This window comes from Janthinobacterium saanense (genome assembly GCF_014200675.1).
Taxonomy (GTDB): Bacteria; Pseudomonadota; Gammaproteobacteria; order Burkholderiales; family Burkholderiaceae_D; genus Janthinobacterium.
Map to the genome: position 1 here is coordinate 116,375 of NZ_JACHCI010000009.1, position 22,103 is coordinate 138,477.

At 59.9% G+C, this 22,103-nt stretch carries 19 protein-coding genes; 13 read left to right on the forward strand and 6 right to left on the reverse strand.

Annotated features, from left to right (window positions below; genetic code table 11):
* Positions 1–20 precede the first annotated feature (20 nt).
* The 10 genes from thiC to HDE72_RS14245 all read left to right on the forward strand — a co-directional run bounded on the left by thiC (position 21) and on the right by HDE72_RS14245 (position 11,534).
* Positions 21–1,934: a phosphomethylpyrimidine synthase ThiC gene (gene thiC, locus HDE72_RS14200; protein ID WP_183741930.1), complete on the forward strand. Its 1,914-nt coding sequence runs from the start codon at positions 21–23 to the stop codon at positions 1,932–1,934.
* 16 nt (positions 1,935–1,950) lie between these two features.
* Positions 1,951–2,154, forward strand: a complete 204-nt coding sequence (gene thiS / locus HDE72_RS14205; protein WP_183741932.1) for a sulfur carrier protein ThiS — start codon at positions 1,951–1,953, stop codon at positions 2,152–2,154.
* A 17-nt stretch (positions 2,155–2,171) separates the two neighbouring features.
* Complete coding sequence (locus HDE72_RS14210) at positions 2,172–2,966, forward strand: thiazole synthase (RefSeq protein WP_183741934.1); 795 nt, start codon at positions 2,172–2,174, stop codon at positions 2,964–2,966.
* On the forward strand, positions 2,966–3,763 hold the full coding sequence (gene thiD, locus HDE72_RS14215) for a bifunctional hydroxymethylpyrimidine kinase/phosphomethylpyrimidine kinase (RefSeq protein WP_183742137.1): 798 nt from the start codon (positions 2,966–2,968) through the stop codon (positions 3,761–3,763). Before HDE72_RS14210 ends, thiD begins: the two co-directional genes overlap by 1 nt.
* A complete protein-coding gene (gene thiE / locus HDE72_RS14220; protein WP_183741936.1) occupies positions 3,763–4,374 on the forward strand; it encodes a thiamine phosphate synthase in 612 nt (203 codons plus the stop codon). The genes thiD and thiE overlap by 1 nt, the downstream gene beginning before the upstream one ends.
* A 92-nt stretch (positions 4,375–4,466) precedes the next feature.
* Positions 4,467–5,099 carry an ANTAR domain-containing response regulator gene (locus HDE72_RS14225; protein WP_183741938.1) on the forward strand — a complete coding sequence of 211 codons (633 nt, stop codon included), beginning with the start codon at positions 4,467–4,469 and terminating at the stop codon, positions 5,097–5,099.
* Between the two features lie 106 nt (positions 5,100–5,205).
* Positions 5,206–6,312, forward strand: coding sequence for an S-(hydroxymethyl)glutathione dehydrogenase/class III alcohol dehydrogenase (locus tag HDE72_RS14230; protein WP_183741940.1), 1,107 nt, complete (start codon positions 5,206–5,208; stop codon positions 6,310–6,312).
* Positions 6,313–6,663: 351 nt separating this feature from the next.
* Complete coding sequence (locus tag HDE72_RS14235) at positions 6,664–7,515, forward strand: hypothetical protein (protein WP_183741942.1); 852 nt, start codon at positions 6,664–6,666, stop codon at positions 7,513–7,515.
* A 116-nt stretch (positions 7,516–7,631) separates the two neighbouring features.
* Positions 7,632–9,197, forward strand: coding sequence for an MFS transporter (locus HDE72_RS14240; RefSeq protein WP_183741944.1), 1,566 nt, complete (start codon positions 7,632–7,634; stop codon positions 9,195–9,197).
* Positions 9,198–9,221: 24 nt separating this feature from the next.
* The gene (locus HDE72_RS14245; protein WP_183741946.1) at positions 9,222–11,534 is read left to right on the forward strand and encodes a UvrD-helicase domain-containing protein; all 2,313 of its coding nucleotides are present in this window, start codon (positions 9,222–9,224) and stop codon (positions 11,532–11,534) included.
* Positions 11,535–11,600: 66 nt separating this feature from the next.
* Here HDE72_RS14245 and HDE72_RS14250 read toward each other — a convergent pair whose 3' ends face one another.
* From HDE72_RS14250 to HDE72_RS14260, 3 genes are all read right to left on the reverse strand, one after another.
* A complete protein-coding gene (locus tag HDE72_RS14250; RefSeq protein ID WP_183741947.1) occupies positions 11,601–12,383 on the reverse strand; it encodes a BPSS1780 family membrane protein in 783 nt (260 codons plus the stop codon).
* A 3-nt stretch (positions 12,384–12,386) separates the two neighbouring features.
* Complete coding sequence (locus HDE72_RS14255; RefSeq protein ID WP_183741949.1) at positions 12,387–13,343, reverse strand: homoserine kinase; 957 nt, start codon at positions 13,341–13,343, stop codon at positions 12,387–12,389.
* Between the two features lie 84 nt (positions 13,344–13,427).
* Positions 13,428–13,823 (reverse strand): hypothetical protein, encoded by a 396-nt coding sequence (locus tag HDE72_RS14260; protein WP_183741951.1) that lies wholly within the window; start codon positions 13,821–13,823, stop codon positions 13,428–13,430.
* A gap of 300 nt (positions 13,824–14,123) precedes the next feature.
* Here HDE72_RS14260 and polA point away from each other — a divergent pair, with 300 nt between their 5' ends.
* From polA to HDE72_RS14275, 3 genes are all read left to right on the forward strand, one after another.
* Entirely contained in the window at positions 14,124–16,874 is a 2,751-nt protein-coding gene (gene polA, locus HDE72_RS14265) for a DNA polymerase I (protein ID WP_183741953.1), read from the forward strand.
* A 46-nt stretch (positions 16,875–16,920) separates the two neighbouring features.
* Positions 16,921–17,805, forward strand: coding sequence for a dienelactone hydrolase family protein (locus HDE72_RS14270; RefSeq protein ID WP_183741955.1), 885 nt, complete (start codon positions 16,921–16,923; stop codon positions 17,803–17,805).
* 258 nt (positions 17,806–18,063) lie between these two features.
* Positions 18,064–18,822 carry a ZIP family metal transporter gene (locus tag HDE72_RS14275; RefSeq protein ID WP_183741957.1) on the forward strand — a complete coding sequence of 253 codons (759 nt, stop codon included), beginning with the start codon at positions 18,064–18,066 and terminating at the stop codon, positions 18,820–18,822.
* 56 nt (positions 18,823–18,878) lie between these two features.
* Here the strand turns inward: HDE72_RS14275 and HDE72_RS14280 are convergent, their stop codons facing one another.
* The 3 genes from HDE72_RS14280 to HDE72_RS14290 are packed head-to-tail and all read right to left on the reverse strand — an operon-like array spanning position 18,879 to position 21,830.
* A complete protein-coding gene (locus tag HDE72_RS14280) occupies positions 18,879–19,733 on the reverse strand; it encodes a sulfurtransferase (protein WP_183741959.1) in 855 nt (284 codons plus the stop codon).
* Positions 19,734–19,747: 14 nt separating this feature from the next.
* Positions 19,748–20,674 carry a DMT family transporter gene (locus HDE72_RS14285; protein WP_183741961.1) on the reverse strand — a complete coding sequence of 309 codons (927 nt, stop codon included), beginning with the start codon at positions 20,672–20,674 and terminating at the stop codon, positions 19,748–19,750.
* 55 nt (positions 20,675–20,729) lie between these two features.
* Positions 20,730–21,830: an aromatic ring-hydroxylating oxygenase subunit alpha gene (locus tag HDE72_RS14290; RefSeq protein WP_183741963.1), complete on the reverse strand. Its 1,101-nt coding sequence runs from the start codon at positions 21,828–21,830 to the stop codon at positions 20,730–20,732.
* Between the last annotated feature and the right edge of the window lie 273 nt (positions 21,831–22,103).

Here is a 22,103-nt window from a genome sequence, read left to right on the forward strand (position 1 = left end):
AGTCTAGCCAAGGAGCCAAAATGAACGCCAATCCGAAATTCTTTTCCGCCACCGCCACGGTGGATCAAGCCGCCATCGCGCCGCTACCGAATTCACGCAAGATCTACGTCGAAGGCAGCCGTCCCGACATCCGCGTGCCCATGCGCGAAATCAGCCAGTCCGATACCGAAGCCTCGTTCGGCGGCGAGAAAAACCCGCCGATTTATGTCTACGATACCTCCGGTCCGTACACCGATCCCGAGGTGCAGATCGACATCCGCTCGGGTCTGGATACGCCGCGCCTGCCGTGGATCGCCGAACGGGCCGACACGGAAGAATTGCCTGGTCCGACCTCCGACTACGGCATCGCGCGCCTGGCCGACCCCAAGCTGGCCGAGCTGCGCTTCAACCTGCACCGCAAGCCGCGCCGCGCCATCGCCGGCAAGAATGTCACGCAGATGCACTATGCGCGCCAGGGCATCATCACGCCGGAAATGGAGTTCGTCGCCATCCGCGAAAACATGCGCCGCCAGGAGTATTTGCGCGAGCTGCGCGCGTCCGGCGCCATGGGCGAGCGCCTGGCCGACCTGATGGGCCGCCAGCATGCTGGCCAGTCGTTTGGCGCCAGCATCCCGGCTGACATCACGCCCGAATTCGTGCGCGAGGAAATCGCCCGCGGCCGCGCCATCATCCCGGCCAATATCAACCACCCGGAAGTCGAGCCGATGATCATCGGCCGCAATTTCCTGGTCAAGATCAACGCCAATATCGGCAATTCGGCCGTCACCTCGTCAATCGGCGAGGAAGTGGAAAAAATGACCTGGGCCATACGCTGGGGCGGCGACAACGTGATGGATCTGTCGACCGGCAAGCATATCCACGAGACGCGCGAATGGATCATCCGTAACAGCCCCGTACCGATAGGCACCGTGCCGATTTACCAGGCGCTGGAAAAGGTCAATGGCAAGGCCGAAGATCTGACCTGGGAAATTTTCCGCGACACCCTGATCGAACAGGCCGAGCAGGGCGTCGATTATTTCACCATCCACGCGGGCGTGCTGCTGCGCTATGTGCCGATGACGGCCAAGCGCCTGACCGGCATCGTGTCGCGCGGCGGCTCCATCATGGCCAAGTGGTGTCTGGCGCATCACCAGGAATCGTTTTTGTACACGCACTTCGAAGAGATTTGCGAAATCATGAAGGCGTATGACGTATCGTTTTCGCTGGGCGACGGCTTGCGCCCCGGTTCCATCTACGACGCCAACGATGAAGCGCAGCTCGGTGAATTGAAAACCCTGGGCGAGCTGACGCAGGTCGCCTGGAAGCACGATGTGCAAGTCATGATCGAAGGCCCTGGTCATGTGCCCATGCAGCTGATCAAGGAAAACATGGACTTGCAGCTGGAGCAGTGTGGCGAAGCGCCGTTCTACACCTTGGGACCGTTGACTACCGATATCGCGCCCGGCTACGACCACATCACATCCGGCATCGGCGCGGCCATGATAGGCTGGTATGGCACGGCCATGCTGTGCTATGTGACGCCGAAGGAACACCTGGGTTTGCCGAACAAGGCCGACGTCAAGGATGGCATCATCACGTATAAAATCGCCGCGCATGCGGCCGACCTGGCGAAAGGCCATCCGGGCGCGCAGATCCGCGACAACGCGCTGTCCAAGGCGCGCTTTGAATTTCGCTGGGATGATCAGTTCAATATCGGCTTGGACCCGGACAAGGCGCGCGAATTCCACGACGAGACCCTGCCCAAGGATTCAGCCAAGGTGGCGCATTTCTGCTCCATGTGCGGCCCGCATTTCTGTTCGATGAAGATCACCCAGGAAGTGCGCGAGTATGCGGCCGGCATCGGCATCTCGGACGATGCGGCGCTGAAAAAAGGCATGGAAATCAAGGCCATCGAATTCGTCAAGAACGGCGCCGAGCTGTATCGCAAGGTCTGACGCAGGAGAGATTGCAATGATAGAGATCGTCTTGAACGGCGCACCGCACCAGGTGCCGCCACAGCACACTTTGTTTGATTTGATCACCGCGCTGTCGCTGCAAAACCAGGCGCTGGCGCTGGCCGTCAACCGCAGCGTTGTGCCGCGCAAGGTATGGCCCGAAAGAGTCCTGGAAACCCGGGATCAAGTGGAAATCGTACGCGCCATCGGTGGCGGCTGAAGGATAAGGAAAAACACATGGATATGGGAACACAGAATGACCTGCTGACCATCGCAGGCAAGCAGTATCAATCGCGTTTGCTGGTCGGTAGCGGCAAATACCGTGACTTGCCGCAAACGCGCGAAGCGACCGATGCGGCCGAAGCGGAAATCATCACGGTAGCGATACGCCGCGTGAATATCGGCCAGGACCCGAACGCGCCCAGCCTGCTCGACTTCGTGCCGCCCGAGCGCTACACGATCCTGCCCAATACGGCCGGCTGCTACACGGCGAAAGATGCCGTCTACACCCTGCAGCTGGCGCGTGAATTGCTGGGCGGGCGCAAGCTGGTCAAGCTGGAAGTACTGGGCGATGAAAAGACTTTGTTCCCGCATATGCCGGAAACCCTGGTCGCGGCCGAAGCGCTGGTCAAGGATGGCTTTGACGTGATGGTCTACTGCAGCGATGACCCGATCCAGGCGAAAATTCTGGAAGAGATCGGCTGCGTGGCCGTGATGCCGCTGGCCTCTTTGATCGGTTCGGGCATGGGCATCTTGAATCCGTGGAATCTCTCGCTGATCATCGAGCAGGCCAAAGTGCCGGTGCTGGTCGACGCGGGCGTGGGCACGGCGTCGGATGCGGCGATCGCCATGGAACTCGGTTGCGACGGCGTGCTGATGAACACGGCGATCGCCGGTGCGCGCGATCCGGTGCGCATGGCCCGCGCCATGAAGCTGGCCGTGCGGGCCGGACGCGAAGCGTTTTTGGCGGGACGGATGCCGAAGAAATTCGCCGCCTCGCCCTCGTCGCCGATGGCCGGCCGCCTGGCGTGATGGCAGTCACGCGCAACACGGTACTGGTGTTTGCCGGCGTCGACCCTTCGGGCGGCGCCGGCATCGCCGCCGATATCCTGGCCATCGCGGCGCAGGGCGCGCATGCGCTGCCGGTGATAACGGCCCTGACGGTGCAGGACAATGACCGCGTGTATGGCGTCGAGCCGGTGGCGCCCGATTTGCTGCGGCGCCAGGCGCAGGCCCTGATAGACAAGATGGCCATCCACGCCATCAAGATCGGCATTCCCGGCAGCGCGGCCAACGCGCGCGTGATCGCCGAACTGGTCGCACAGCTGCGCCAGCGTCAGCCGGGTTTGCCGGTGGTGCTGGACCCGGTGCTGGCCAGCGGCCATGGAGACATGCTCAGCCGCGACGATGCGGTACAGGCGCTATCTCCTTTGCTGCCCGTCACTACCGTGTTAGTACCGAATGGGCCGGAAGCGCTTGGCCTCAGCGGACAAGCCGCGGTGGCTGAGCAGGCGGCTTTTTTGCGGGCGCAAGGCTGTGCGCATGTGCTGGTGACGGGCGGTCATGGCGAGGATGACGTGGTCGTCAACCGCTGGTTCGCAAGGGATGGCATGTGCCGTGCCTGGACCTGGCCCCGGCTGCCTGGCGAATTTCACGGCAGCGGCTGCACCCTGGCTGCCGCCATCGCGGCGCGCCTGGCGCAGGGGCAGGCCATCGAGTATGCGCTCGATGGGGCGCAAGCGTATTGCCATGCTGCTTTGGCTGGTGCTTATGCCGTGGCGGCGGGGCAGTTCATGCCGCAGCGGCTCAATGATCTACAGGAGAAATAATGCGTGGACTGTATCTGGTGACCCCCAACTGGGATGACACCGACAAATTGCTGGAGGTGAGCGAACTGGCCTTGCGCGCTGGCGTGGCGCTGCTGCAGTACCGCCACAAGAGCGCCGACGCGGGCCAGCGGCGCGCGCAGGCGGCCGCCTTGCTGGCGCTGGCGCGCAAGTACCAGGTGCCCTTCATCATCAATGATTTTGTCGACCTATGTGAAGCGCTGGACGCCGACGGCGTGCATGTGGGCGGCACCGATGCTTCGGTGGCGCAAGTGCGCGCGCAGCTGGGGCGTGACAAGATCGTCGGCGCCTCGTGCTACGGCGACATGGCGCTGGCCCATGCGGCGCAAAAGGACGGCGCCAGCTACGTGGCGTTCGGCGGCTTTTACCCGTCGCTGGTGAAAAAATACGCGGTCACGACGGCGCCCGATATCGTCTTGCAAGCCAAGCGCGAAATCGCCTTGCCGTGCGTGGTGATCGGCGGCATGACGCCGCACAACGCGGCCCCGCTGGCTGCGCGTGGGGCCGATATGGTGGCGGCCATCAGCAGCGTGTACCAGGCGGACGACCCGGTTGTTGCGGTGAGGCAATTCAATCACTTGTTTGGTGCTTGAAATCGCTGCTTGACGATTGGCGCGCCGCGGCTGTTTTGGCAGATAATCGGCATATAATAAGAGCATCGTTCATTACCGAGGTTTCTTTACCCATGAGTCAGCCAGCCGCCGCGAAACGCCTTATCCTGATCGTTGACGATGACCAGCTCCTGTTGGAATTCCTCGGCGAAGTCCTGCGTCATGCCGGTTATGAAACGGCGCTGGCCAATTCGGCCGAAGTGGCGCTGCAATTGATCGCCCAGCGCGAACCCGACCTGGCCCTGCTCGACATCCATATGCCCGGCATGTCCGGCCTGGAACTGGCCAAGCGCCTGCATGGCGAAACGGCCGTGCCCTTCATGTTTTTGTCCGGCAGTGGCGACAGTGAGTCGGGCAAGCAGGCGGCCGCTTACGGCGCCGTCGGCTACGTGGTGAAACCGGTCGATGAAGGCCGTTTGATGCCCGCGTTTGAAGCAGGCCTGGCGCGCGCCGACGATATCCGCCAGCTGCGCCGCACGGAACTGAACCTGAATGCGGCGCTGGCTGCCGGCCGTGAAACCAGCCTGGCCGTGGGCCTGTTGATGGGTAAATTCCAGACCGACCGCAATACGGCTTTCGAAGTGCTGCGCGACCATGCCCGCTCCAGCCGCCGCAAGATCAACGAGATCGCCAGCCAGCTGCTGCTGGCCGAGGAAACCCTGAACGGCTTGCATGGCGCCTTTTTGAACCGCGCCAAGACCAAGTAAGCTTCCGGCATGGGCGCCTGCGATGCGTGCCCGTTTGTTATCATGTGAAGATGTGGCGTGTTGTAGTTAAGTTCAAGCGCCCGATCCCATCACCGACAGGACAGACATGAAAACCAAAGCAGCAGTGGCATGGAAGGCGGGCGCGCCTTTGACGATCGAGGAAGTGGACCTGGCCGGCCCGCGCGAAGGCGAAGTAATGGTTGAAATCAAGGCCACCGGCATTTGCCATACCGATTACTACACCTTGTCGGGCGCCGACCCGGAAGGCATCTTTCCCGCCATCCTGGGCCATGAAGGCGCCGGCGTGGTGGTCGATGTAGGGCCGGGCGTCAAAAGCCTGAAAAAAGACGATCACGTCATCCCCTTGTACACGCCCGAATGCCGCCAGTGTAAATTCTGCCTGTCGCAGAAAACCAATCTGTGCCAGTCGATCCGCTCCACGCAAGGCCGTGGCTTGATGCCCGATGCGACCTCGCGTTTCTCCATCGACGGCAAGCCCATTTTCCATTACATGGGCACCTCGACTTTTTCCAACTACATCGTGGTGCCGGAAATCGCCCTGGCGAAGATACGCTCCGACGCGCCGTTCGATAAAGTCTGCTACATCGGTTGCGGCGTGACCACCGGCGTGGGCGCCGTACTGTTTACAGCCAAGGTGGAAGCGGGCGCCAATGTGGTGGTGTTCGGCCTGGGCGGCATCGGCCTGAACGTGATCCAGGCCGCCAGGATGGTCGGCGCCGACAAGATCATCGGCGTGGACATCAACCCGGCGCGCCAGGAAATCGCCCGCAAGTTCGGTATGACGCATTTCGTCAACGCCAACGAAGTGGAAAACGTGGTCGACACGATTATCCAGCTGACCGATGGCGGCGCCGATTACAGTTTTGAGTGCATCGGCAACACCACCACCATGCGCCAGTCGCTCGAGTGCTGCCACAAGGGCTGGGGCCAGTCCATCATCATCGGCGTGGCGGCGGCCGGCCAGGAAATCTCTACCCGTCCGTTCCAGCTGGTGACGGGCCGCGTATGGAAGGGTTCCGCTTTCGGCGGCGCGCGCGGACGCACGGACGTGCCGAAGATCGTCGACTGGTATATGGAAGGCAAGCTCAATATCGACGACCTGATCACGCACCGTTTGAAACTCGATGACATCAACCAGGGCTTTGATTTGATGAAGAGCGGCGAATCGATACGCTCCGTCGTACTGTATTAACACTGGATCAAGCTACGCCGTACCACGGCGTTTTTGCGGAGACCTTTGGTCTCCGTTTTTTTATCCGGCCCACTTGTGGTCCATCGCGCTGGTATGCCGTTCAGCCCCCCTTTTTGACGTTTCGTCGCCTTGCGCTCGATGTACTGGCCAACTGACGTTATCTTACCCATGCCGTACCACGGCACTTTCCGCGGAGGTCCCCACCTCCGCTTTTTTTTGCCTGGACGATTTACCATCCATCGCCGGAACATGCCGTCCAGATACCCGTTTTGACTGTCTATCGCGCGCCGCTGGAGGTGCGTGACGCCCGGCGCTACAGTCCAGGCTCTATCACTTTTTAACGAGGCAGCCATGAGCACTCCCCATCGTTTGATCCTCAGCCTGGCCGGCATCCTTATCAGCGGCAGCGTGCTGGCCGTGCAGCCGCCGGAAGCTCCCCGGCCTCCTGTGGCGCCTGCGCCACCGGGCAAGCAAATTAATGTGTTCAACGGCGCTGACGAGGGGTATGCGCTGGTCGATAGCAGCAAGGACAGCGTTACCACCACGGGCAGCGGCATCGATGGCGTGCAGATCAAGCATTTGAAGGAAACGGTCAAAGGCCAGTTCCTGTGGTTCCGCGACCAGGGCAAGGCGTATCTGCTGCAAGACGCGACCTTGTTGGCCAGGATCAATGCAGCTTGGCAGCCTACGCAGGAACTTGGTCAGCAAATGAGCAGCCTGGGCAAGCAAATGGGGGCGCAAGGCAAGAGCATGGGCGCCTTGGGCAAGCAGATGAGTGCCCAGGGCCGCAATCAATCGGCCGCAGCGCGCAGCGAGAGCGAGCAAATGAAGGCGCTGGGCCGCCAGCAAGGAGAAGTGGGACGTCAACTGGGTCAGGCCTCACGCCGCCAGGCGCTGGCCAGTAGCGATAGCGAGCGGGCAGCGGCCGACCGCGAGGTGGAGAAATTGCAGGCAAAGATGGAAAGCCTGCAAGACCAGATGGAGCAGCATGGCGACCGTCTTGCCGCGATGAATGATCGCGATGATGCTTCGATGCAAGCCTTGTCGCGGCAAATGAAGGAAAACGGCAAGCCCATGGATGCGCTGGGCAAACAGATGCAGGCGCTGGGCAAGCAGCAAGAGCAAGCGTCCAAGGCAGCTGACAAGGCGACGCGCGCCATTATCGAAGAAGCCTTGCGCAGCGGCAAAGCCAGGCCTGTCTGATTGCCTGCCTGTGCCTGACGTAGGTGAACGGTAAGCACCTGAGCACCTGAGCGGCGCCGCGCTGGCGTCATTGCGCTATGCTGTGGGCACCAGCAGTCAAGACGGGAGTGCCCAGCATGATGTCCCGGACCACGATAGCAGCGCAGCCTGCTTCCCTGTGCACGGTCGCCGCGCGCCCCTGGGTGCTGGCCGCCACGATACTGGCGTCGAGCATGGTGTTTATCGACGGTACGGTAGTGAATGTGGCCTTGCCGGCGTTGCAGCAGGAATTCAAGGCCAGCGCCAGTGCCGTGCAATGGGTGGTTGAATCGTATGCATTGTTCCTGGCGGCATTGTTGCTGGTGGGCGGCACGGCCGGCGACCGTTATGGCCGGCGCCGCGTGTTTATCGTGGGCGTGCTGGTGTTTGCCGCCGCATCGGTCTGCTGTGGTTTGAGCGGCAGTGTGGGCCAGCTGATGGTTGCCCGCGCCGTACAAGGCATCGGTGGCGCTTTGCTGGTGCCGGGCAGCCTGGCCTTGATCAGCGCTTCGTTTCCGGAAAACCAGCGCGGCAAGGCGATCGGCAGCTGGTCTGGCTATACGGCCATCACGGCGGCCATCGGGCCGGTGCTGGGCGGTTTCCTGATCGAACATTTTTCCTGGCGCTGGGCCTTCCTGATCAATATCCCGCTGGCGTTGCTGATCTTGCCGCTGACCTGGCGTTACGTGCCGGAAAGCCGCGATCCGGACGCGCCTGCCCGCCTGGACTGGACGGGTGCGGCATTGGCCAGTGCCGGGCTGGCCAGCCTGGTGTATGGCTTGATCGCCTCATCGAATCAGGGCTGGGGTGATGCTGGCGTGCTGGCGGCCTTGGCTGCTGCACTGGTGTTGCTGGCCGCCTTCGTGGCGGTCGAGCTGCGTCATCCGGCGCCCATGTTGCCGATGCATTTGTTCCGTTCGTGCGATTTCAGCGGCGCCAATCTGCTGACCCTGCTGCTATATGCGGCGCTCGGTGGCGGCCTGTATTTCTTTCCTCTCAATTTGATACAGGTGCAAGGCTATTCGGCGCTGGCGGCGGGCGCCGCCTTGCTGCCCTTTGTCTTGCTGATGTTTTTCCTGTCACGCTGGAGCGGCGGACTGGTCGACCGTTACGGCGCCAAGTTGCCGCTGGTGATAGGTCCGGCGATTGCAGCGCTCGGGTTTGCCGTGTTCACGCTGCCCGGTATCGGTGGCAGTTACTGGACCACCTACTTTCCGGCGGTACTGATACTGGGCTTCGGCATGTCGGTCGCGGTAGCGCCGCTGACGACCACGGTGATGAATGCACTGGACGCCAGCCTGGCCGGCGTCGCTTCCGGTATTAACAATGCCGTGTCGCGCCTGGCGGCCTTGCTGGCGATTGCCGTGTTCGGCATCGTCATGGCGCTGGTGTTCAATGGCGTATTGAACAGCCGCTTGAGTACGGTTGCCGCAAAGCCGGCCGTGGTCGAACAGGTGAGGGCGCAGCGGGCACGGCTGGCGGCCATCGAATTGCCGGCGCACATTAGCGCCGAGGAAGCGGCGGCACTGAAACAGGCGATTGAACAATCGTATGTCGCCGGTTTTCGCTGGGTGATGTGGCTATCGGCCGGGCTGGCGCTGGCCAGCGCCCTGTGCGCCTGGCGCCTGATCGGCAATAAACACGCCGGCGGGAAAAAATCCTGAGCGGCGTGCCGGTATAATCACGGCATGCAAAATCTTCTTCACAACCTCAATCCCGAACAATTGGCCGCCGTCACCTTGCCGGCGCAACATGCTTTGATCCTGGCAGGTGCCGGCTCGGGCAAGACCCGCGTGCTGACCACCCGCATCGCCTGGCTGATCCAGACCCAGCAAGTGTCGCCGGCCGGCATCCTGGCCGTGACCTTTACCAATAAAGCTGCCAAGGAAATGCTCACGCGCTTGTCGGCCATGTTGCCGATCAATACGCGCGGCATGTGGATAGGCACCTTTCACGGCCTGTGCAACCGCTTGCTGCGCACGCATTACCGCGATGCCGCCTTGCCGCAAACCTTCCAGATCCTCGATTCACAGGATCAGTTGTCGGTGATCAAGCGCTTGCTGAAGGCGAACAATATCGACGATGAGAAATTCCCGCCGAAGACGGTGATGTATTTCATCAATAACGCCAAGGATCAGGGCTTGCGCGCCAGCGACGTGGAAGCGTATGACGCGCATGAACGCAAGATGGTTGAGCTGTATCAAATCTATGATGACCAGTGCCAGCGCGAAGGCGTGGTCGATTTTGCGGAATTGCTGTTACGCACCTATGAATTGCTGAGCCGCAATCAGCCGTTGCGGGAACATTATCAGGCGCGTTTCCGCCACATCCTGGTCGACGAGTTCCAGGATACCAATAATCTGCAATACAACTGGCTCAAATTGCTGGCCGGCCATGGTAGCCGCGATGGCGGCGCCCTGTTTGCCGTCGGTGACGATGACCAGAGTATTTATGCTTTCCGTGGCGCCAACGTGGGCAATATGAGCGCCTTCGAGCATGAATTCCAGGTGCAGAACTTGATCAAGCTGGAGCAGAACTACCGCTCGCACGGGCATATCCTCGACAGCGCCAACTTGCTGATTGCGAACAATAGCAAGCGCCTGGGCAAGAATCTGCGCACGGACGCGGGCCATGGCGAGCAGGTGCGCGTGTATGAAGCCAGCTCCGATTTGCAGGAAGCGCAGTGGATCATCGAAGAATCGAAAAGCCTGATCGCCGACGGCGCCTCGCGCAGTGAAATCGCGATTTTGTACCGCTCGAATGCGCAATCGCGCGTGATCGAGCATGCGCTGTTTTCGGCCGGCATGCCGTATCACGTGTATGGCGGCCTGCGCTATTTCCAGCGCGCCGAGGTCAAGCACGCGATTGCCTATTTGCAATTGATGGATAACCCGCACAACGATTCGGCTTTCTTGCGTGTGGTGAACTTCCCCACGCGTGGCATCGGTGCCCGTTCGATCGAGCAATTGCAGGCGGCGTCGGAACAATACGGCATTTCCTTGTACGCGTCCGTGCCCTATGTGGCGGGCAAGGCGGGCAGTTCGCTGGCCGGCTTCGTGAAATTGATCGAAGGTGTGCGTTTTGAAACGCAGCAATTGTCCTTGCCGGAAATGGTGAGAGTGGTGCTGGAAGCGAGTACCTTGCTGCAGCATTACCAGAATGAAAAAGAAGGCGCCGACCGTATCGAGAATCTGGAGCAGATGGTCAGCGCCGCCAGCCAGTTCATCTCCGAGGAAGGTTTTGGCCAGGGCGCACCAGCCCATCTGGGACCGGCCGCGCAGGCGCAATCGGGCGCATCCGTGCTCAACCAGGATGGTATCGAGATCCTGGACGCCGACGCGCCATTGCCAGCCGTGATGTCCCCGCTGTCCGCTTTCCTGTCGCACGCCTCGCTGGAAGCGGGCGACAACCAGGCGCACGCGGGCCAGGATGCCTTGCAGATGATGACGGTGCACTCGGCCAAGGGCCTGGAATTCGACAATGTCTTCATCACGGGCCTGGAAGAAGGCTTGTTCCCGCACGAAAGCAGTTCCAAGGAAGAGGGCGGCGTGGAAGAAGAGCGGCGTTTGATGTACGTGGCGATCACGCGTGCGCGCAAGCGTTTGTACATGAGCTTCTCGCAGACGCGCATGTTGCACGGCCAGACTCGCTACAACATGAAATCGCGTTTCTTCGATGAGTTACCTGAAGAATCCTTGAAATGGTTGTCGCCGAAAGTGCAGGCCAACTGGTTCGGTAACCGCAAGTCCGCCTGGGATGAAGCGCCGCGCACGGTGGGCAGCCTGGGCTCGGACAATGCGATTGCGCAAAAGATCGCGCAGAAATCGACCGGCCCCGGCTGGCGCATCGGCGAATCGGTGGCCCACGCCAAGTTTGGCGAAGGCGTGATCGTCAATATCGAAGGCGGCGGTGGCAATGCCCGTGCGCAAATCAACTTCGGCCAGCACGGCATGAAGGTGCTGGACCTGGGCATCGCCAAGCTGGAGAAGCTGGGACGTTAAGTCTCTGCGGCGATAAAAAAGGCAGCCTGTACAGGCTGCCTTTTTTACATCTGGATCTCCATCACATCAGTCTGCTGGCTTGTCCAGCGATACTTTCTTGCTGTCATCTACCGGCAAGCCAAAGATCTGGCGATAGGCCGCATAAAATGAGCAGTGCATGATGATGGTTAAAATCATCGATAGCGGTATCATCAACTGATACATGATCGAGCCAGTGCCAAACAGCATAACAAGCAGTTGGCTGGTGATGAGGCTGATGGCAGACCAGCTTGCTGCGAACACGAGAAAAGCCGATAGCGACCGCCAGACGGCAAAAAAGCTGAAGAACAGCGCTTTGCCCAGGCTGACTTTTTGCCAATAGATCAGCGGTGCTGCAAAGCAGAAGGCCATGGCGGCTGGCACGTAGACTGCCATGGCCAGCAAGATTGCCAGACTAACATTCGGTCTGAGCGCGGCTTCCTTCTGTGATAATTGTCCTGTGACTACTTGCCACAGCGTGCCATTGTCGATCAGCGTCGAGATGCCAAGCGCCACGATCGCCACGACAATGTACAGCACGCCTAGCCCGAACAAGACCGGGAAGGCCGGCTTGCGGAAACCCGACAGTAGCAAACTGGGCAAGACGCGTTTGCCCTGGTCGATGTTCAGGCAGCCTTGTGCGAAGGCAACAGAGAAGACGGGCACGAGTATGACCGGCAGCAATTGGCCCAGCAGGGGAATGATACCGACGGCCAGCATGCAGAACATATAGCCGAAAAATAGCATCGACATGCCGCCGGCTTGCTTGCGAAACAGGGCGAAACCCTGTTTCACCCATGACCAGCCTGTACTTGCAGGTAATTTTTCCATTTTTTAAAACAATTCAGGGGCAGGTGTGGCAATACGTTCGCGCAGTATGCGTTCGAAATGCGCCGGATCGTGCGGAGTCAGCATTTCCGCTACGCGCGGCTGATAATAATCGTACAGGCGCGACAGCCAGAAGCGCAGCGCGGCGGCGCGCAGCATCGGCTGCCATGCCGCGTGCTCTTCGGTCGTGAACGGCCGTACGGCCTGGTAGGCGGCTAGCAGGGCGCGCACTCTCGGCTGGTCGAGCACGCCCGTGTCCAGATCGATGCACCAGTCGTTGACGGTGACGGCCACATCGAACAGCCAGGTGTCGCAACCGGCAAAGTAAAAGTCGAAAAAGCCCGTCAGCTGTACACCGTCAAACATGACGTTGTTGCGGAACAGGTCGGCGTGCACGGGGCCGCGCGCGATGGCTTTATAGGTATCGCAAGCAGCAAAGGCATCCTGGAAATGTATTTCCGAGCGCAACAGATGCGCCTTGCTCTCATCCAGGTGCGGCAATACCAGCGGCGTGGTGGTGTTCCACCAGTCCAGTCCCCGCAAATTGGGCTGCTGCAGCGGAAAATCTTGCCCGGCCAGATGCATTTTTGCCAGCATGGCGCCGACGGCCGCGCAATGCACGGCTTGCGGCGCCATTTGCGAACTGCCGCCGAGCTTGCTGACGATCGCGGCCGGCTTGCCTTGCAGGGCAGTGACCAGTTCACCATCGGCATTCGGAATGGGATTGGGCACCAGCACGCCGCGCTCGGCCAGGTGGCGCATCAGTTGCAGATAAAACGGCAGTTGTTCAAAGCTCAGGTTCTCGAAGATCGTCAGCACGTACTCGCCGCGCTCGGTACTCAAGAAGAAGTTACTGTTTTCGATGCCGGAAGCAATCCCTTTGAGCGCCAGAGGCTTGCCGAGTGGAAATTGTGTCATCCACTGGCCGATATCGTCCAGGTGTAGCGGGGTAAAAACTGCCATGGGAAAGAAGGTGTGAAATCCAAAAAGTCAAAAAAAGCCTGCTACCCCGCAGATGGGCGGGGCAGGGCAACAGAAGGTGCTGATTTATTTGGTCGGTTGAGGCGGTTCTGGCGTGGTATCGGCCGCGTCGTCGTCGCGCTGTTTCTGTTTTTTCTTGCCCAGGTCGAATTCCAGTACTTTCCATTGCGGGCCGCGCAGCTGGCTATTCGTCGGGTCGCCAGGCGTGCCCGGTTTCATGTAATAGGTGCTGCCGCCGGTGCTGACTTTGACTTCACTGACGACGCCGGCTTCGCGTTTTTCCGTAATTTGTTGACGGGGAGCTACTGGTGCGACGGTAATGGGCGCGTCGCCGGCTTCCTCGATCTGTTCCAGCTTGGGCGGTGCATCGCTGGGCTTGGCCGGCGTCTGGGCGCCCGCAATGGCCGAAACTGCCAACAGTGGCAGGGCCAGGAATTGCCAGAATGTGGATGTACGCATCATGATGGGTTCGCTTCCATGTGTGGACTGCAGCAGTGCAGTGTATTCAGTGTATTAAATGCGATGCGATAAATTTGTCTACAGGCCATTGTAACAAACTGGTACGCAATGCTGTTTTAAAACGCTGAAATGGCCACCACTTGCCGGCCAGTGTACATTTACCAGGCTGGTAGCGCTAAAAAGCGGGTGCAGCATGGCCATAAGTGCAGCCCTAAACTCTGCGATAATTGTGTGATATTCCACCCGCCTGCTGCTTTTCCTTTTATATCCTGCAGGTGCGGCTCACCTTATTTTATTGGCATTATGCAAAATACCCTGCTGTTGGTCGACGGTTCCAGTTATCTTTATCGCGCTTTCCACGCGCTGCCCGACTTGCGCAGCCCGGACGGCTACCCGACGGGCGCCATGCATGGCATGGTCAATATGCTGCGCCGTTTGCGCGCCGACTACCCGGCAGCCTATATCGCCTGCGTATTCGATGCCAAGGGCAAGACTTTCCGCGACGATATGTATGCCGAATACAAGGCCACGCGCGCGTCCATGCCGGACGACTTGCGTTTGCAGATCGAACCCATCCATGAAGCCGTGCGCGCCATGGGCTGGCCCATATTGATGGTCGAAGGCGTGGAAGCGGACGACGTGATCGGCACCCTGGCCGTGCAGGCGGCGAGTGCCGGCATGAACGTGGTGGTGTCCACCGGCGACAAGGATCTGGCGCAGCTGGTCAACGGGCAAGTTACCCTGATCAATACCATGAGCAATGAAAAGCTCGACGAAGCGGCCGTGCTGGTCAAATTCGGCGTGCCGCCGAACCGCATCATCGATTATCTGTCGCTGATCGGCGATACGGTCGACAACGTGCCGGGCGTGTCGAAATGCGGTCCGAAAACGGCAGTGAAATGGCTGACGCAGTACGACAGCCTGGAAGGCATCATGGAAAACGCCGCCAAGATCACGGGCGCCGTCGGTGAAAACCTGCGTACGGCCCTGCCATGGCTGCCGCAAGCGCGTGCCCTGATCACCGTCAAGACCGATTGCGACCTGGCCGGTCACATGACGACGATAGCCGATTCCCTGCAAGCGAAAGGCGAAGACAAGGAAGCCTTGCTGGCCTTCTTCCAGCGTTATGGTTTCAAAGCATTATTGCGCGAACTGGGCGCCACGCCGCCGCCGATGTCGCCGGTGGGTGCGCCAGTTGCCGGCGCCAACACCACCGGCGACATGTTTGCCGATGCCGCGCCAGCCCCGGCCGCCGAGTATGAAACGGTGCTGACGGAAACCCAGCTCGATCGCTGGATCGAGTTGATCAATGCTGCGCCGCTGACGGCCGTCGATACGGAAACGACCTCGCTGGAACCGATGACGGCGCAAATGGTCGGTATTTCCCTGTCCGTGGCTGAACACGCTGCCTGCTATATTCCACTGGCCCATGATTATGCGGGCGCGCCTGACCAGTTGTCGCGTGAACACGTGCTGGCAAAACTGCGGCCGTGGCTGGAAGATGAAAGCAAGCCCAAGCTGGGCCAGAACCTGAAATACGACAGCCATATCTTCGCCAACCATGGCGTGACCTTGCGTGGTGTCAAGCACGATACCTTGCTCGAATCGTATGTGTTCGAGTCGCACAAGAAACACGACATGGATGGCCTGGCCCTGCGCCACCTGAACTACACGACGATTCCATTTGAAGACGTGTGCGGCAAGGGCGCCAAGCAAATCACCTTCAACCAGGTGGAAGTGGAGCAGGCGGCCAAATATGCGGCCGAGGACGCCGACATCACCTTGCGCCTGCACAACGCCATGTGGGGCAATGTGGCTGCGGATGAAAAACTCACTTTTATTTACGAAAAGATCGAGTTGCCGACGGCGATAGTCTTGCAAAAGATCGAGCGCAATGGCGTGCTGATCGACGATGCCTTGCTCAATATCCAGTCGGCCGAGCTGGCCGTGAAAATCCTGGAACTGGAAAAGAAAGCCTATGAACTGGCCGAGCAGCCCTTCAACCTGGGTTCGCCCAAGCAGATCGGTGAAATCTTCTTTGAGAAGCTGAAATTGCCGGTGGTGAAGAAAACCCCGACCGGTGCGCCATCGACAGATGAAGAAGTGCTGCAAAAGCTGGCCGAAGATTACCCATTGCCAAAAGTGCTGCTGGAATACCGCGGCATGGCCAAGCTGAAATCGACCTACACGGATAAATTGCCGAAGATGATCAACGTCACCACGGGCCGCGTGCATACCAATTATGCGCAAGCCGTGGCCGTGACGGGGCGCTTGGCGTCGAACGACCCGAACTTGCAGAATATTCCGATCCGCAGTGCGGAAGGGCGCCGTATCCGCGAAGCATTCATTGCGCCGCCGGGCAGCAGCATTGTCTCGGCCGACTATTCGCAAATTGAATTGCGCATCATGGCGCATATCTCGGGCGATGAAGCCATGCTGCGCGCGTTTGCCGAGGGCATCGATATTCACCGCGCCACCGCCGCTGAAATCTTTGGCGTACCGGCCGCCGAAGTACAAAGCGAGCAGCGCCGCTACGCCAAGGTGATCAACTTTGGCCTGATCTATGGTATGAGCGCGTTTGGCCTGGCCGGCAACCTGGGCGTGGACCGCACGGCCGCGCAAAGCTATATCGACCGTTACTTTGCCCGTTTTTCTGGCGTGAAACAATATATGGAAGATACGCGCCAGCAAGCCAAGGCGCGCGGCTATGTGGAAACCGTGTTTGGCCGCCGTTTGTGGCTGCCAGAAATCAACTCGCCAAATGGCCCGCGCCGCCAGGGCGCCGAACGGGCGGCGATCAATGCACCGATGCAAGGCACGGCCGCCGACCTGATCAAGCTGGCCATGATCGCCGTGCAAGGCTGGCTGGAGCAGGATGGCTTGCAAACCAAGATGATCATGCAGGTGCACGATGAACTGGTGCTGGAAGTGCCGGACGCCGAACTGGAACTGGTCAAGCGCAAGCTGCCGGAACTGATGGCGGGTGTGGCTGCATTGAAAGTGCCGCTGACGGCCGAAGTGGGCGTGGGCAAAAATTGGGATGAAGCGCATTAAAACGTCAGCCGAAACATTGTGAACGCACTACTTTCAGGAGAAACGCATGCATGACATGATCAAGGATTGTGAAAGTTTGCTGGGCCAGAGCAGTTTGTCCGGGCCCGATGGCCGGCGTGGTTTCCTGAAGGTGGCGCTGGGCACGGGCTTTGCCGTGGCCGTGCTGCCGGTGGCGGCGCAAAACGTCATCAAGACCGATACCGTGGGCTTGATCGCCGGCACCATGACGGTGATGGTCGATGGCCAGGCCGTGCCCGTGTATGCGGCCCAGCCGGAAGGCAAGACGGGGTTGCCCGTGGTGCTGGTGATTTCCGAGATTTTTGGCGTGCACGAGCATATCGCCGACATGGCGCGCCGCTTCGCCAAGCAGGGTTATCTGGCGCTGGCGCCCGATTTGTTCGTGCGCCAGGGCGATCCGACCAAGGTCAGCAGCATTCCGGAATTGATGAAAGGCATTATCGCCAAGACGCCCGATGCGCAAGTCTTGTCCGATCTCGACGCCGTGGTTGCCTGGGCGAAACAGAATGGTGGCGACACCAGCCGCTTGGGCATTACCGGTTTTTGCTGGGGCGGCAGGGTCACCTGGCTGTATTGCGCGCACAATCCGGCCGTCAAGGCGGGCGTGGCCTGGTATGGCCGCCTGGTGGGGGAACCTAGCGCCTTGATGCCGACCAATCCCATCGATATCGCCCCTACCCTGAAAGTGCCGGTACTGGGCTTGTATGGCGGCAAGGATACGGGCATCAGCCAGGAATCGATCGCCAAGATGAAAGAAGCGCTGGCCAAGGGCGGCAACCAGTCCGAGTTCGTGGTCTACCCCGACGCGGGCCATGCCTTCAACGCCGATTACCGGGCCAGCTATATCGCGGCCGATGCGAAAGACGGCTATGCGCGCTGCCTGGCGTGGTTCAAATCGCACGGCGTTGCGTGATCTGGCTCGTCCTGCAACGTTTCTTCTCCATCATTTAATGTGACAAGCACACCGGGCTGAAAATGCCCGGTCGCGCCTCAAGCGTGCCTCAATGCAGTACAATTGCATCTTCCCTGCGCTACGCTGCCGCCAAGCGCTCAAAAAAATTAAATAATTAGCAATATTGCAGTCATCAGGCCAGACGCCAGCACAGCGGGCGCCCGTGACCCGGCGCCCATTTTGAGGTAAGAAATCATCGATCCCGTCCTTTTATCCATATTGCTCGCGACCACCATCGCGGGCCTGTTCAGCATTACCGCGGCGGCGATTTTTTCGTTTGCATTCTTGTCCAAGGTGGTCGAGCGCATGGTCAGCCTGTCGGTCGGCATCATGCTGGCGACTTCCCTGCTGCACGCCTTGCCGGAAGCGTTCGAGTCGCACGCGGACCCGCGCAGCCTGTTTGCCACTCTGCTGATCGGCTTGCTCGCCTTTTTCCTGCTGGAAAAATTCGCCATATTGCGCCATTCCCACCACCATGAAGGCGATGGCCACCACCATGCCCACGGCCACGACAAGCACGAGGCGGGCAAGGCGGGCTGGATGATTTTGGTCGGTGACGGCTTGCATAACTTTACGGACGGCATACTGATCGCGGCCGCCTTCCTGGCCGACCCGAAACTGGGCCTGGTCACGGGCCTGGCCATCATCGCGCATGAAATCCCGCAGGAAATCGGCGACTTCATCGTGCTCTTGAACGCCGGTTTCTCGCGTCTGCGCGCCTATGTCTTCAACCTGCTGTGCAGCCTGATGGCGGTAGCCGGCGGCTTGCTCGGTTACTTTACCCTGGACCGCGCCAGCAATCTGATCCCTTACGTGCTGGTGTTTGCCTCGTCCGGCTTCATTTATATTGCCCTCTCCGACCTGATGCCGCAGATGCAGCGCCGCGCCACCCTGCGTGAAACCATCCCGCAAGTGATACTGATCGCCGTGGGCGTGTGTATCGTGCTGTTTTTGACACGGCACCGGCACGGTATTTGATACGCATCGCCAGGATGCAGCAAGAAAAATGGCGGACCTGCTGGTCCGCCATTTTTCTAACTGCCCTTCGCCACCGGCCGCGCTGGATCCGCACACCATTCACTCCACGAGCCCGGATACAGCGCGGCGCCCGGCAAGCCGGCCACTGCTAAAGCCAGCAGGTTGTGGCAGGCCGTCACGCCCGAACCACATTGCATGATGGCCGATTCTGGTGAGGCGATCAGGGCCTTGAAGTCGTGTTTCAAGGCTTGGGTACTCTTGAAACGGCCGTCGGCTTGCAGGTTGTCTTTGAAGAAACGGTTTTTCGCTCCCGGAATATGGCCGCCGACCGGGTCGATGGTTTCATTTTCCCCACGGAACCGGTCTGGCGCGCGCGCGTCGAGCACGGTCACCGCCTGGCTTTCCAGGTTTGCCACCACCTCTTGCACCGTCACGCTGCGTGTCAGGCTGGGTTTTTCGGTGATATTACCGCTTGCGCGCGGTGGTGCAACAGGCGTGACCAGTGGCAAGTTTTCTGCTTGCCAGGCGGCCAGACCGCCATCGAGCACGGCGACGGCCGGGTGGCCTAGCCAGCGCAGCAACCACCACAGGCGCGCCGCAAACATGCCGCCTTGCGCATCGTAAGCGATCACTTGCGTGTTATCGCTGATGCCCCAGGCACGCAGGGTGGCCAACAGCTTGGCGCGGTCGGGCAGCGGATGGCGTCCCGTAAATTGCGGACCGAAGGCCGTCTTGGGGCCGGACAGGGCCGTGTCGATGTCGGCAAACTGGGCGTTCTGGATGTGGCCGGCGGCAAAGGCGTCGCTGCCGGCTTTGTGGTTCAGCAAGTCATGGCGGCAATCAAGAATGACCCAGTTGCTCTCATTCAGGTGCTGGGCCAGCTCGCTGGCGCTGATCAAGGTCGTGTACATAACAACAAACTCCTTCAGACTTCACTGGCGATGGGATCGGTGCGCGTGGCCGAGGTGGCGGGCGCGTTACGGCTACGGCTATTGTAGTAGGTTGCGGCGATGCCGGAGCACAGGATGACGGCGATGCCCAGCCAGCCATGCCAGTCGAACAGGTCGCCAAAGATCACCACGCCCCAGAAGCTGGAAAAGATGATGCCCGTATATTGCAGATTGGCTACCACCAGGGTCTTGCCCAGTCGATAGGCGCGCGTCATGGCCATTTGCGCCATGGTGGCGCACAGGCCGATGGCGGCCAACAAGCCGATGCCAAAGCCGCTGGTATGCGCATGCCAGACGACGGGGCCACCGCCCGCGCTGGCCACATGGCCGATCACGCCGGCAAAGAAATTGACCACCGAGAAATAAAACACCACCCGGTATTCGGGCTCGCCCAGCAAGCCAAGCTTGCGCACCTGCAAATAGGCCAGGGCCGACAGCATGCCCGAGATCAGCGCCGTGATGGCGCCGCCCAGTTGATCTGTCTCAAACACGGGGCGCAGCAGCAGGGTCACGCCGACAAAGCTCATGGCAATCGCCGCCACCAGCGGCCATTCCGCCACTTTGCCGCCTTTCCACCAGCCGCCGGCCAGCAGGATCACGGCGATCCAGATGGGCGCCATATAGTTCAGGGTCATGGCGGTGGCCAGCGGCAAGATGGAAATCGCATAAAACCATAACCACAGGGCGATCACGCCGACCACGCCGCGCCACAGATGCTGGCCCGGCATGCTGGTCTTGAAGCTGCCGCCCTGGTACAGGATGGTGGACGCCATGATGGTGATGCCGATGATGCCGCGATACATGACGATTTCCGAGGTGGAATACATGTCCGAGGCCAGTTTCACGCAGACACCCATGATGGCAAACATAAAACTGGCAAACAGCATCCAAAGCGAGTGCATTTGATTCCTGACAAACGAGAAGATAAAAAAAGGCCGCACGCGGCGGCCTTGGAAACTACAGTTCGATATTGCTGCGGTACCACTCGTGGAAATGCTGCATGCCATCTTCCATCGGCGACTGGTAAGGGCCCACTTCGCTCACGCCGCGCGCCATCAGCACCTTGCGGCCGGCATCCATGCGCAGGGCGATTTCATCGTCCTCGACGCAGGTTTCCATATAGGCTGCCCGTTCCGCCTCGACCAGTTCGCGTTCGAACAGGGCAATTTCTTCGGGGTAATAGAACTCCACCACATTGCGGGTCTTTTGCGGACCATCCGGCCACAGGGTTGAGACGATCAGCACGTGCGGATACCACTCGACCATGATGTTGGGATACAGGGTCAGCCAGATGGCGCCATACGGTGGCGCTTCGCCGCCACGGAATTTCAGCACCTGTTCCTGCCACTTTTGATAGACCGGCGAGCCAGCTTGCTGCAAGCCGCGGTGCACGCCCACCGTTTGCACGCTGTAATCCTTGCCGAACTCCCAGCGCAGGTCGTCGCAGCTGACAAAGCTGCCCAGGCCCGGGTGGAACGGTTCGACGTGGTAATCTTCAAGGTAGACTTCGATGAAGGTTTTCCAGTTGTAATCGCACTCGTGGATTTCCACGTGGTCGAACAGATAGCCGGAAAAGTCGAGCTCTTTCGACACGGAAAGTTGTTTCAGCTTGTCCATGACGTTGTAGCCATTCTGTTCGAACAGCAAGCCGTTCCAGCTTTGCAGCGGCGTTTTCGACAGGTTCAGGCACGGCGTTTCAGGGAAATGCGGCGCGCCGATCAATTCACCCTTGAGGTCATAGGTCCAGCGGTGCAGCGGGCAAACGATGTTGTTGGCATTGCCGCGGCCATTGAACATCAGCGCCTGCCGGTGGCGGCACACGTTGGACAATACTTCGATGCCATTGGCGTTGCGCACGAGCATGCGCCCTTCGTTCTCAGACGCCAGGGTCGCAAAATCGCCGGTTTCCGGCACCATCAGCTCATGCCCGACATAGCGCGGACCGGCCTGGAATAATTGCTGCATTTCACGCTGCAACAGCGTTTCGTCAAGATAGACGTGGACCGGAAGTTGCGCGTTTGAACGCGCCAGCTTGGCGTGAGTAGCCAGATCGGACATCCCAACCCCCCATAAATGTACAACGGTCAGCAGTTTGCCAAGTCATCCCCCGGCAAGCGCTACAGAGAGAAAGAATCCGCAAAGACCTGAATTCAAATTTGTTGAAACGGTATTTCGGACAGAACCGGAGATTATAACGCGGATCGGGCGCGAGATTGCCAAAACCCCCAGCAAATCCATGTTTTTCCTGCACAAGATACGCAGCTTGTGTGCTACAAGCGCGACTCTGGCTGCCAATTTCCGGCAGATGGGGGCGATTACGCTAAAATCCAC

Coding starts and splice junctions, on each gene's coding strand:
- HDE72_RS14230 (WP_183741940.1), top strand. CDS start 5,206: ATGAAAACCAAAGCAGCAGTGGCATGGAAGGCGGGCGCGCCTTTGACG.
- thiE (WP_183741936.1), top strand. CDS start 3,763: ATGCGTGGACTGTATCTGGTGACCCCCAACTGGGATGACACCGACAAA.
- HDE72_RS14260 (WP_183741951.1), bottom strand. CDS start 13,823: ATGATGCGTACATCCACATTCTGGCAATTCCTGGCCCTGCCACTGTTG.
- polA (WP_183741953.1), top strand. CDS start 14,124: ATGCAAAATACCCTGCTGTTGGTCGACGGTTCCAGTTATCTTTATCGC.
- HDE72_RS14290 (WP_183741963.1), bottom strand. CDS start 21,830: ATGTCCGATCTGGCTACTCACGCCAAGCTGGCGCGTTCAAACGCGCAA.
- HDE72_RS14285 (WP_183741961.1), bottom strand. CDS start 20,674: ATGCACTCGCTTTGGATGCTGTTTGCCAGTTTTATGTTTGCCATCATG.
- thiC (WP_183741930.1), top strand. CDS start 21: ATGAACGCCAATCCGAAATTCTTTTCCGCCACCGCCACGGTGGATCAA.
- HDE72_RS14240 (WP_183741944.1), top strand. CDS start 7,632: ATGATGTCCCGGACCACGATAGCAGCGCAGCCTGCTTCCCTGTGCACG.
- HDE72_RS14280 (WP_183741959.1), bottom strand. CDS start 19,733: ATGTACACGACCTTGATCAGCGCCAGCGAGCTGGCCCAGCACCTGAAT.
- HDE72_RS14210 (WP_183741934.1), top strand. CDS start 2,172: ATGGATATGGGAACACAGAATGACCTGCTGACCATCGCAGGCAAGCAG.
- HDE72_RS14250 (WP_183741947.1), bottom strand. CDS start 12,383: ATGGAAAAATTACCTGCAAGTACAGGCTGGTCATGGGTGAAACAGGGT.
- HDE72_RS14235 (WP_183741942.1), top strand. CDS start 6,664: ATGAGCACTCCCCATCGTTTGATCCTCAGCCTGGCCGGCATCCTTATC.
- HDE72_RS14245 (WP_183741946.1), top strand. CDS start 9,222: ATGCAAAATCTTCTTCACAACCTCAATCCCGAACAATTGGCCGCCGTC.
- thiS (WP_183741932.1), top strand. CDS start 1,951: ATGATAGAGATCGTCTTGAACGGCGCACCGCACCAGGTGCCGCCACAG.
- HDE72_RS14225 (WP_183741938.1), top strand. CDS start 4,467: ATGAGTCAGCCAGCCGCCGCGAAACGCCTTATCCTGATCGTTGACGAT.
- thiD (WP_183742137.1), top strand. CDS start 2,966: ATGGCAGTCACGCGCAACACGGTACTGGTGTTTGCCGGCGTCGACCCT.
- HDE72_RS14270 (WP_183741955.1), top strand. CDS start 16,921: ATGCATGACATGATCAAGGATTGTGAAAGTTTGCTGGGCCAGAGCAGT.
- HDE72_RS14255 (WP_183741949.1), bottom strand. CDS start 13,343: ATGGCAGTTTTTACCCCGCTACACCTGGACGATATCGGCCAGTGGATG.